This window comes from Brevibacterium sp. LS14 (assembly GCF_012027885.1).
GTDB classification, from domain to species: Bacteria; Actinomycetota; Actinomycetes; order Actinomycetales; family Brevibacteriaceae; genus Brevibacterium; species Brevibacterium casei.
In genome coordinates this window covers 52,442-62,183 of sequence record NZ_SJXG01000036.1, presented here as the reverse complement: position 1 = coordinate 62,183, position 9,742 = coordinate 52,442, and the positions used below count along the sequence as shown (strand labels likewise).

General features: G+C 67.6%; 10 protein-coding genes. 4 read left to right on the top strand and 6 right to left on the bottom strand.

From position 1 onward, the window contains the following. Positions 1–7 precede the first annotated feature (7 nt). The gene (locus EZE58_RS05415) at positions 8–1,042 is read right to left on the bottom strand and encodes an IS30 family transposase (RefSeq protein ID WP_009381402.1); all 1,035 of its coding nucleotides are present in this window, start codon (positions 1,040–1,042) and stop codon (positions 8–10) included. 66 nt (positions 1,043–1,108) lie between these two features. Between EZE58_RS05415 and EZE58_RS05410 the strand changes: the two genes are divergently transcribed. Together EZE58_RS05410 and EZE58_RS17655 are read left to right on the top strand one after the other, a co-directional pair. After that, entirely contained in the window at positions 1,109–1,942 is an 834-nt protein-coding gene (locus EZE58_RS05410) for a hypothetical protein (RefSeq protein ID WP_167560005.1), read from the top strand. Between the two features lie 219 nt (positions 1,943–2,161). Continuing rightward, entirely contained in the window at positions 2,162–2,587 is a 426-nt protein-coding gene (locus EZE58_RS17655) for a Rieske (2Fe-2S) protein (protein ID WP_144587726.1), read from the top strand. Between the two features lie 89 nt (positions 2,588–2,676). Here EZE58_RS17655 and EZE58_RS05400 read toward each other — a convergent pair whose 3' ends face one another. The 4 genes from EZE58_RS05400 to EZE58_RS05385 form a co-directional block, all read right to left on the bottom strand. Then, positions 2,677–2,931 carry a hypothetical protein gene (locus tag EZE58_RS05400; protein ID WP_063249485.1) on the bottom strand — a complete coding sequence of 85 codons (255 nt, stop codon included), beginning with the start codon at positions 2,929–2,931 and terminating at the stop codon, positions 2,677–2,679. 110 nt (positions 2,932–3,041) lie between these two features. Beyond that, positions 3,042–3,422: a hypothetical protein gene (locus tag EZE58_RS05395; RefSeq protein ID WP_009376645.1), complete on the bottom strand. Its 381-nt coding sequence runs from the start codon at positions 3,420–3,422 to the stop codon at positions 3,042–3,044. Beyond that, positions 3,419–4,591, bottom strand: coding sequence for a serine hydrolase domain-containing protein (locus EZE58_RS05390; RefSeq protein WP_009376644.1), 1,173 nt, complete (start codon positions 4,589–4,591; stop codon positions 3,419–3,421). Before EZE58_RS05390 ends, EZE58_RS05395 begins: the two co-directional genes overlap by 4 nt. Before the next feature lie 53 nt (positions 4,592–4,644). Next, complete coding sequence (locus tag EZE58_RS05385; RefSeq protein ID WP_131248253.1) at positions 4,645–5,289, bottom strand: winged helix-turn-helix domain-containing protein; 645 nt, start codon at positions 5,287–5,289, stop codon at positions 4,645–4,647. A 93-nt stretch (positions 5,290–5,382) separates the two neighbouring features. Between EZE58_RS05385 and EZE58_RS05380 the strand changes: the two genes are divergently transcribed. Both EZE58_RS05380 and otsB read left to right on the top strand, forming a co-directional pair. Next, positions 5,383–6,048, top strand: a complete 666-nt coding sequence (locus tag EZE58_RS05380) for a hypothetical protein (RefSeq protein ID WP_167560003.1) — start codon at positions 5,383–5,385, stop codon at positions 6,046–6,048. Positions 6,049–6,114: 66 nt separating this feature from the next. Continuing rightward, positions 6,115–8,754 carry a trehalose-phosphatase gene (otsB, locus tag EZE58_RS05375; protein WP_167560001.1) on the top strand — a complete coding sequence of 880 codons (2,640 nt, stop codon included), beginning with the start codon at positions 6,115–6,117 and terminating at the stop codon, positions 8,752–8,754. A 12-nt stretch (positions 8,755–8,766) separates the two neighbouring features. Here the strand turns inward: otsB and EZE58_RS05370 are convergent, their stop codons facing one another. After that, positions 8,767–9,600, bottom strand: a complete 834-nt coding sequence (locus EZE58_RS05370; protein WP_009376640.1) for a helix-turn-helix domain-containing protein — start codon at positions 9,598–9,600, stop codon at positions 8,767–8,769. Positions 9,601–9,742: the final 142 nt, after the last annotated feature.

Here is a 9,742-nt window from a genome sequence, read left to right as displayed (position 1 = left end):
GGCGATGTCAAGGCGTCGAAGCAACATGGGGCTCGCCGGCGAGCAGTCGAGCGAATGCCTCGGTGGGCGTGAGATAGCCCAGTCGGCGGCGGGGTCGATTGTTGATCTCCTCGGCGATGGTGGTGAGGTAGGGCTGGTGATCGGGGATCACCGTGCCCTTGGGCAGATACTCCCGGTAGAGCCGGTTCGTGTTCTCGTTGCTGGGCCTCTGCCAGGGCGAGTGGGGATCGGCGAAGTAGACCGGCATCGCCGTGGCCAGGGAGACCTTCGCGTGCTGGGCCATCTCGCTGCCCTGGTCCCACGCCAACGATGCCTTCATCATCTCGGGCAGGTCGTTGAAAAACTCGATGACCGCGTCAGCGGTTGGCTCGGCGTGTTTCGAGGGCAGGGCCAGCAGCCCGGTGAACCCGCTCATCCGCTCCACCAGCGTCGCCGCGCACGAGGTGCCGTTCTTCCCGATGATCAGGTCACCCTCCCAGTGCCCCGGCACCCGACGCTGGGCGGCGTCCTCACCTCGCTCCGCGATCGGGACCATACCTACGATTGGGCCACCGCGCGTCCGCCCGGTCGTACGTGGTCGGCGCTTGGTCCGCTTGGACTGCAGGAAGATGCCCTTGCGGGCGAGCTCACCCTTCGGGATTGCGTAGATGTACTGGTAGATAGCCTCACCGGAGACGGTTCGGCCGCGTGCGTCAGGAGAGTTCGCCATGCGTTCAACGGTCGGGTCTGTCGCCTCCAGACGCAACCGGCCCGCTATCTCGTTCGGCGTCCAGGACGCGGCCAGGTCGGCGTCCACCCTCGCCTGCAGCACCGGATCCCCCGCGACCTTCCGCTGCTGCGGGCGAGCTCGCCGACGCTGCGCTCTGACGTCTGCGGTCACGGCCTGGTAGCCGCGGGTCTTCGTCGAGTTCCGGTGAAGCTCCCGCGAGATCACCGACGGGCAACGCCCCAGGTGACGGGCGATCCTCCGCACCGACCAGCCCGCTTTCGAGGCCGCCGAGATCTCCGACCTGTCGCTGAACGACAACCCCACCCGCGCCATCTGCACACTCCACCGATCAGACCCCCGCCGACCGGGAGTGTTGCTTCGACGCTATGACACCACCCTATTGTTCAAACCGATGGCCTCGACACTGAAACTCGAACAGCATTTTGGAATGTAATCGTTATATTTCGCGAAATTGTTGGAGGCAAGCAAAGGCACCCGCGCTACGCAAGGTCAACAATTGAAGAACTCCTTTTGCGATTATGGGCTCGATACTTCAAGAGTCCAATTGATGACAAGCCGAGCAGCTTTGACGTCTGGCAAGATATTAAGGAGGTGATTCTACGTTCGAGCTGGGTTGATGCGTTTGATCTCGTCGAATTATTGGCGAAAATACTCGCAGAACTTGACCGGGAGCGAGGAGAAGAATATAGCGCACTATTTGCCGACACGCTCAACGATCGTTTCGAGCAATACTTGGTGGGTTATCGATTTATTAACAACGAAATAGTTCCGATTGATTCCAATATTGACATTGACTCGATAGATGGCGCGTTGTCGGCTTCGGGTGTAATTCCCGGGGCTCATCGTGCGCTCGAGCGAGCAGTGGAACTCCTGGCCGATAGGGAGAGCCCGGATTACGCCAACTCTGTCAAAGAGGCGATTTCGGCGGTCGAGGCAGTCATCAATAAAATCACCGGGCAAAGCACGTTGGGAGGTGGTTTGAAACAGCTCTCCGCGTCGGGCGTCGTATTGCATCCAGCGTTGGTAACTGGTTGGTCGAATATCTATGGATGGGCGTCGGATGAGAACGGCGTGCGGCATGGTGGTGTGGACGCTGCGTCCATAGATCAGGCAATGGCCAAGTATATGCTCGTCACATGTTCTGCGTTCGTCGCTTATCTCATTGAAGAGGGTCGGAAAGCCGGACGGATCTCGGAGATTTCTTTTCCGTAGCCTCAAATGCCGCAGCTGAACTTGCGCTGGAGCGCTGGTGGGGTTGCCAAAATGAGGCGGTAGGGTGCATTATTTCTCTCTATTTGCGGTCATCGACAAAGTTGGACTCGCCCGTTGACAGCCGGGACGCGTGGAACCCGCGCCATCGTGTCTCGTGAAGGTGCCCAGGTGCCGCGCTAAGCTGGACGCGCATCCGGGAACCGAGACGAGGAGAGCACAGTGGAAGCGAGCAGGCGCACGATCATCACCTCGGCGGGAGCCGTCGGCACCGTCGGACTCATCTCAGCGTGCGGCACCGACGATGCGGGCTCCAGATCATCGGAGTCGGGTAACGGCTCCTCCGAATCCACCGCTAGCGGGGCGACGATCCCGGCGAGTGACGTTCCCGTCGGATCGGGCACGGTCATCGACGAGACCTATGTCGTCACCCAGCCGAAAGAGGGCGAGTTCTACGCCTTCTCCTCGGTGTGCACGCATCAGGGCTGCCAGGTGCGCACGGTGACCGAGGACAAGATCACGTGTCCATGCCACTCGTCCCAGTTCTCGACGACGACCGGCGAGGTCCTCGGCGGTCCCGCCACCGAGCCGCTGCCGAAGTACGAAGTCTCCGAGTCCGGCGGCGATCTCACGATCTCCGGGAAGTAGACCTCACGATCTCAGGAAGGTGAGAGCCTCACCCTCGGGGTGGTGAGGGATCTCTCCGAGGTGGGGGCTCGAGCGGTCAGCTTGGGTGGTCAGCTTGGGCCGTCGCCGGGCTTCGTCGGCCCGCCGTCCGACCCGCCATTCGACCCCGGGTGCCCGCCACCTGACCCGGTCGAGCGGGGCAGCATCCAGGCGATCGCCAGCCCGAGGGCGAAGCCGATCATCGCGAAGGGGATCATCTGGAGCGGGCCCCAGATGAGCAGGCCCACGACACCCCCGATGACCATGCCGATGACGGCGATGGTCCAGACCCGGGCGTCCAGGCGGAACTGTTCTCTGTCTGACATCATCTCTCCTCAACTCGGTCCGCTGGGCGGTCGCCCCGCGGATTCCGTCTCCATTGACTGGGTGAGCATGGTGGGTGAGCGGCCGCGTGTACGGCTGCGTGTGCGGATCGTTACCCGAGGAGGATCCCCGGGACGACGAGGGCGCCGGTGACGGCGAGGAGGATCGCCGCGGCGACCCCGAGGCGGACACCGCCACCGCGCGGCACTCCGGGTCCAGAGGCACGCCACGGCAGTCCCGGCCACGCCGCTGCGGCACGGTATCCGGTCCAGGCGTAGACGGCCACGGCTGCGAACCACACCCAGACGAACCAGTCTCCCCAGCCGCCGAAGGGGCCGATGAGGCGGACGAGGAGGAGGATCGCGAGCGCCCCGGCGAGCCCTGCGAGGAGCAGCACGCGCGACTGGGGGCGACGGGTCGCGCTCACCGCGGTCCACGCTCCGAAGGCGAGGGCGAACGTCGCGGTCAGCGCGGCGACGAGGGTCGGTGTCATCGGCTCTGTCCCTTCTCTGCAGCGCTCCGGCTCCCCGGCATCGCCTGGCCGGCCGCCCGCTCAGCGGCCCGTCCGGCAGCCTTCTCCGAGATGAGGTCGATCGCCTTGTCGACGGAGTTCGCGGAGTCGCTGAGCACGATGATCCCGGTCCCCGACCCGCGGTCGAAGCCGAGGAACGACCGATATCCGCCGGTCCCGCCGTTGTGCCACGTGATGTTCGGGGTGCGGTTCGTCGTCGTCATCCACGCCCAGCCGATCCGATCGGTCTCGTCGAAGTCCTCCCGGGGTTCGCTCGCGGCGGCCCCCGGCGCGGTGCCGGCCATCGTCGCCTGCAGCCAGATCGCCATGTCCCGGGGCGTCGACCGGATCGCTCCCGCCGGAGCCGATGCCCCGAGCGTCCATGGTGCCGCAGGCAGTCCCGACGACGTCAGACCGTGGGAGAGCCCCTTCGCCGAGGAGGGCACGAACGTGTCGTCCATCCCCAGTGGCTGCGTGATCCGCTCCCGGATGAGGTCGGCGTAGCTTCGTCCCGCCACCTCGGCGAGCGCCTGCCCGAGGACGGCGAACCCGAAGTTCGAGTACTCAGGCTCCGTGTCGCTGACGTCGACCTTGTCGAGCGCGCGGACGAGGTCGGTGACGTCGCCGCGGTAGGGATCGGTGTGGAGATAGCCTGCGAGGACCGTTGCGAGACCATCACCGACACTCGGCGCCGGCTCCTGCCGGGGCAGTCCCGACCGCTGCGTCGCGATCGCTCCGAGCGTCACCTCGGCGACGTCGCCGTCGAGTTCGGGCCAGACCTCGCCGAGGCGGGTCGACTCCTCCACCTCGCCCCGCTCAATGGCATCGGCGAAGAGCGCTGCCGTGAACGTCTTCGTGATCGACCCGATCTCGAACTGCGTCCTGCCGTCCGCGCCGGTCCCGGCCTCGGTGACGGTGTCGCCGTTGACCCTGACGACGGCGAGGTGGTTCCAATGCCCGCTCCCGAGCGCCTCGGCGGCGGCATCCATGAGGGCCGGATCCCCGGTCACCTCACCCTGGAATCCGCGTGGGAACGGGGTGATGAGGAGGAGTGCGAGGGCGACGGAGGCGGCGATGACGACGGGAAGGATCCTCCGCCGAGGCGGGTGCCCGGTCTGTGTGTGCGGTCCGGTATCGGTGGGTGCGGTCATGTCGGGTCTCCTCGGGTGGGTGCTCCTCGGATGGGGTGAGCGTCGTCCTCGGGTCAGCTCGTGCCGATGAGGATGAGGGTGAGCAAGGGGATGACCTTCTGCGCGGGAACCCGCCAGTGTCCACGCGGGATGTTCTCGAGCCAACCCGCCGAGGCGAGCGCCTTGAGATGGTGATAGATCTGCCCGGTGGTGCCGAAGCGGTCGTCGGCGCTGAGTTCGGCGACGGTCGTCGTCCCCTCGTAGACGGCCTGGAGGAGGGCGAGGCGCACGGGGTGGCTGAACGCGGTGAGCGCCGGGGCCGCCTCGGCGAAGTCGATGTCGGCGAACGCCTCAGCGGTCAGGCCCATCTGCCACGACACGGGGGACTCGGTGCCGGGCGGCGTGACATGGCCGGTGTAGACGACCCCGCCTGCGGCGCCGAGACGCTCGACGAGGCCGTTGAGCGCCCAGAACGTTTCCGCGTCGGGGACACCGGCCGAGGAGCGGCCCGGGGCGGTGCCCGCTGTCGACTCCCGTCCAACCGAGGGCGGGGTCGCCGCGGATCCGGCACCCGCCTCGGCGGGAGTGCTTGCGGTCACCGAGCCGGCGGCGTCCTCGAGCTCGGCGACCCGATCCTCGAGCCGGGCAAGGCGCTCCTCGAGCGGGTCCTCCGGTCCCGCGTCACGCGCGACAGCGGTGCCGTCTGCTCTCACATCCATGCTTCGACCATACACGTATTACGTAATTACGTAAAGAGAAGAATGATGGAGGACTGGGACTCGGCCGGAGGTCGGTCCTAGACTGGTGCAGTGATGAGTACTGAAGAATCGCGCACCGAACCCACGCTGTCGGCGGACGAGAACCTCACCGACGCGGGAGTCATGGGCGCGCCGATGATCGTCCGGGGAATCCTCGGCGTCCTCTTCGGCTTCGCCACGGTGTTCTGGCCGCGCGATGCCGAGAATCCGATGCAGCTGTCCCTCGGCGTCGGCATCGTCGACCTGCTCTGCATGGTCGACCTCGGTCTCCTCGCCCTCGTGCTCGTCTACCAGGCGCTGCGCTCGCCCCTGTCGGTGCGCACCGCCGTCTTCGGCCAGGCCATCGTCACGGTGCCGGCCATCGTCTTCCTCGCCATCGCCGACACCCCCGCCGAGCTGCGCGCGGCCCTGAGCATCTGGGCGATCCTCCACGGACTCATCGAGCTGTGGAACTACCGCAAGCTCGTCCACCACCCGATGGCCACCGACTTCCTCATCTCCGCCGCCGTCCACATCCTCCTGGGCATCATCCTCCTCGCCGGGGACACCCTGCAGGCGCTCGACATCGTCGGCTTCACCGGTGCCGCGGCGCTCATCGCCGGCGTGATCTTCATCATCGGCGGGTACTCGCGCATGAGCAGAGTCAGACAGGTCCGCCGGGCTGAGAGCTCCGGCGAGACGCCCGAGACGCCCGGCGAGACCGCAGCCGACGACGTGTGAGGCTCACGCACCGACACTCCGGCACCACCGACCGCCACCCGACCTCCGACCGATACCCGAGGTGAGATGAGCACCGTCGAACACGATTACAACGATGTGTCCCCGCTGACTCCGATCTCCGCGTCCGTCTCCTCGTCGGGCCTCCTCGGCGATCTCGCGGAAGCCAGCCGCGCACTGCCCGACGCCCTCTTCCGGCGCCTCTTCGAGGTCTCGCGCTCGCCGTCGCTGCTCATCGCCACCGACTACGACGGGACGATCGCTCCGATCGTCGACAACCCGGCAGAGGCGTACCCGCTCGAGAGCTCGGTCGACTCCCTGCGCGCGCTCGCCCTGCTGCCGTCCACCTCGGCGGGGGTGATCTCCGGACGCAGCCTGCGCGACCTCGCGGCGATGTCGCGGCTGCCGCGGGAGGTCCACCTCTTCGGCTCCCATGGCGGGGAGACCGACACCGACGTCCACCGTGCGCTCGACCCGAGCCAGCGGACGACGCTCGAGGCATTCCGCCGTGATCTCGTCGATGCTCTGCCCGCCGAGGTGATCGAGCATAAAACCGCGGGAGCGGCCGTCCATCTGCGCGGACTCGACGACGAGACGCGGGCACGGGTCGAGGACGGGATCGCCGCCCTCGTCGAGGACCACGCGATCTTCCCGACCCGGGGCAAGCAGGTCGTCGACCTCTCCGTGGTGCCCTCGTCGAAAGCCGATGCCCTGGCGAACCTGCGGACGCGCACCGGAGCCGACGTCGTCGTCTTCATCGGCGACGACCGCTCCGACGAGGGTGCGATGGAGACGCTCGGCGACCTCGATCTCGGGATCAAGGTCGGTGACGACGAGACGCATGCGGACTTCCGCCTCCCCGACCCGAATGCGGTCTCGGTCGTCCTCGCCGCGATCTACGAACTGCGCAAGTCCTGGCTCTTCGGCCGTGAGGCCACCCCCATCGACCGCCACAGCCTGCTCGGCAACGGACAGTCGACGGCGCTCGTCGACCCGCACGGAAGCATCTGCTGGATGCCGCACCCGCTGCCGCATTCGGCCTCGATGTTCTCCGAGATCCTCGGCACCGCTGCTGCCGGCTACTTCGCCGTCGACGCCGCCTCCGGCGTCGCCCCGCTCACCCAGCGCTACCTCACGCATTCGACCCTGCTCGAGACCCGGTGGCCGGGCCTGAGCTGCATCGACTACCTCGCTCCCGTCGACGGGGCCAGCGACGACACCATCGTCGTCCGCGTCCTCACCGGCGACGCCCCCGCCCGCATCCGCTTCGCCCCGCGCCTCGACTATGCGACCGTGCCCACTCGACTCGCCCCGGTTCGTGACGGCGTCCGGGTGCTCGGCACCGCCGAGCCGATCATGCTCATCGCCCCCGGTGTCGACTTCGACATCGTCGAGTCCGGACAGTCCCAGACTGCCGAGGCGACGGTGGTGCCCTCGGAGTTCCCCGGCGGAACCGTCGTCCTCGTCCTCGCATGCGGCAGCGGCACCGGCGATGCCCGCTACATCGCCGAGGGCGGTGAGGAGCGGGTGCGCGATCAGGCGCTGCGGTTCTGGACGAACTGGACGTCGACGCTGTCGATCCCGAGCCACCACCGGGAAGAGGTCATCCGTTCGGCGATCACCCTGCGCGCGCTCTGCCACGAACCCACCGGCGGCATCCTCGCCGCCCCGACGACCTCCCTGCCCGAAGGCATCGGCGGTGTGAGGAACTGGGACTACCGCTACACGTGGCTGCGCGACGGGTCGATGACGGCCCGTGCCCTGCTCGCGCTCGGCTCCCCCGCCGAGGCGGAGGGCTTCCTCTCCTGGCTGACCGGGATCCTCGACCACACCGTCGCCCCGGAACAGCTCCACCCGCTCTACGCCGTCGACGGATCCGCGCTGACCACCGAGGCGGTGCTCGCGCACCTGCCCGGGTACGCCGGCTCCCGGCCGGTACGGGTGGGCAACGCCGCCGAGCATCAGGTCCAGCTCGACGTCTTCGGACCGATCACCGAGCTCCTCGACGAACTCACCGAGCACCTCGGCGAGCTGCCGGAGGCGTACTGGAAGCTGACGACCCAGATGGTCGAAGCAGTGAGCAAGCGGTGGTTCGAAGCCGACCACGGCATCTGGGAGGCCAGGCGGCCGCCGAAGCACAACGTCTACACGCGGGTGATGTGCTGGGTCACCGTCGATCGGGCGCTGCGGATCGCCGAGCGCTTCGACAGGCAGCCCCCCGGCGCGTGGCGCCAGCTGCGGGAGGAGATCAAGAGCGACATCCTCACGCACGGCTACAACGAGGAGATCGGTGCGTTCACCGTCGCCTACGGTGAGACCGATCTCGACTCCGCGTGCCTGTTCGTCGGGCTCAGCGGTCTGCTCGAACCCGACGACCCGCGGTTCATCGCGACCGTCGACGCCATCGAACGGGAGCTGCGGGTGGGCCCGACGGTCTTCCGCTACCGCTACGAGGACGGTCTGCCGGGACTCGAGGGCGGGTTCCACATCTGCACGACGTGGCTCATCGAGGCGTTCATCAAGGTCGGGCGCATCGACGACGCGTGGGATCTGTTCCGCCAGCTCGACAATCTCCTCGGACCCACGGGGCTGCTGCCCGAGGAGTACGACCCCGTCGCGGAGATGCATCTGGGCAACCACCCGCAGGCGTACTCCCACCTCGGCTACATCCGGGTCGCGCAGATGCTCGACGCCCACCGCCAGAGCTGAGGGGGTCGTCGCTCAGACGAGGTCGGCGAGCGCCGCGGCGTCCGGGGTGCCCGCCTCGGCGGACCAGAGGATGAGCTGCTGCCCGGTCGACCCGGCGTAGGTGAACGAGTCCCACTGGAGGCGGATCCGCCCTGCGCGGGGGTGGTTGAGCACCTTGTCCCCGAAATCCTGCTCGGCCACGCGATGCTCGGCCCACCAGCGGCGGAAGTCCGCATCGGCGATCGAGAGCCGACCGACGAGCGAGGCGAGTTCGGGGTCGTCGGGGTTGTCCGCGGCCTCACGGCGGAGGATGCCCACGCACGTGCGCGCCACCGTGTCCCAGTCCTCGTAGAGGTCTCGGATCTGCGGGACCGTGAACGTCATCGAGACGTAGTTGCGCTCGTGCGGCGGCAGTTGGGAGAAGTCCATGAGCAGAGCCGCTGCCGCCGGGTTCCAGGCGAGGATGTCCATCCGTGCGCCGAGGACGATCGCGGGCAGGTCTCTCAGCTGGTCGAGGAGCAGCTGGAGGCGGCCGTTCGCGGCTTCGCGACCCGGTGCGGGGGAGTGGTGCCCGCGAGCATGAGCGAGGAGGTCCTCGGCGTAGGCGGTCTGCTCGGACGTCAGGGACAGCACTCGGCAGAGGGCGGCGAAGACCTGGTCGGACGGGGCGAGTCGGCCCTGTTCGACCCGGGTGTAGTAGTCGGGGCTGACCGCGACGAGCTGGGCGACCTCCTCGCGGCGCAGACCGGGCACCCGCCTGATGCCCGTCGATCCGACGACGTGGCTGGGCACCGACCCTGGCGAGACTTCGCCTCGGCGGACGCGGAAGAACTCGCCGAGCGCGGCGAGCTGGGGTGAGGAGGCCATGCCCTCACGATAGCCCGGTGCGCGGGCGGTGTTCCTGGGAGGGATCCTTCCCAGGAACAGTCCTGTTCTGGTTGGGGCGCGGGAACCCGCGAAGGATGGAAGCACGAGGACGACGCACAGGATCGTCCCACCGACCACGAGG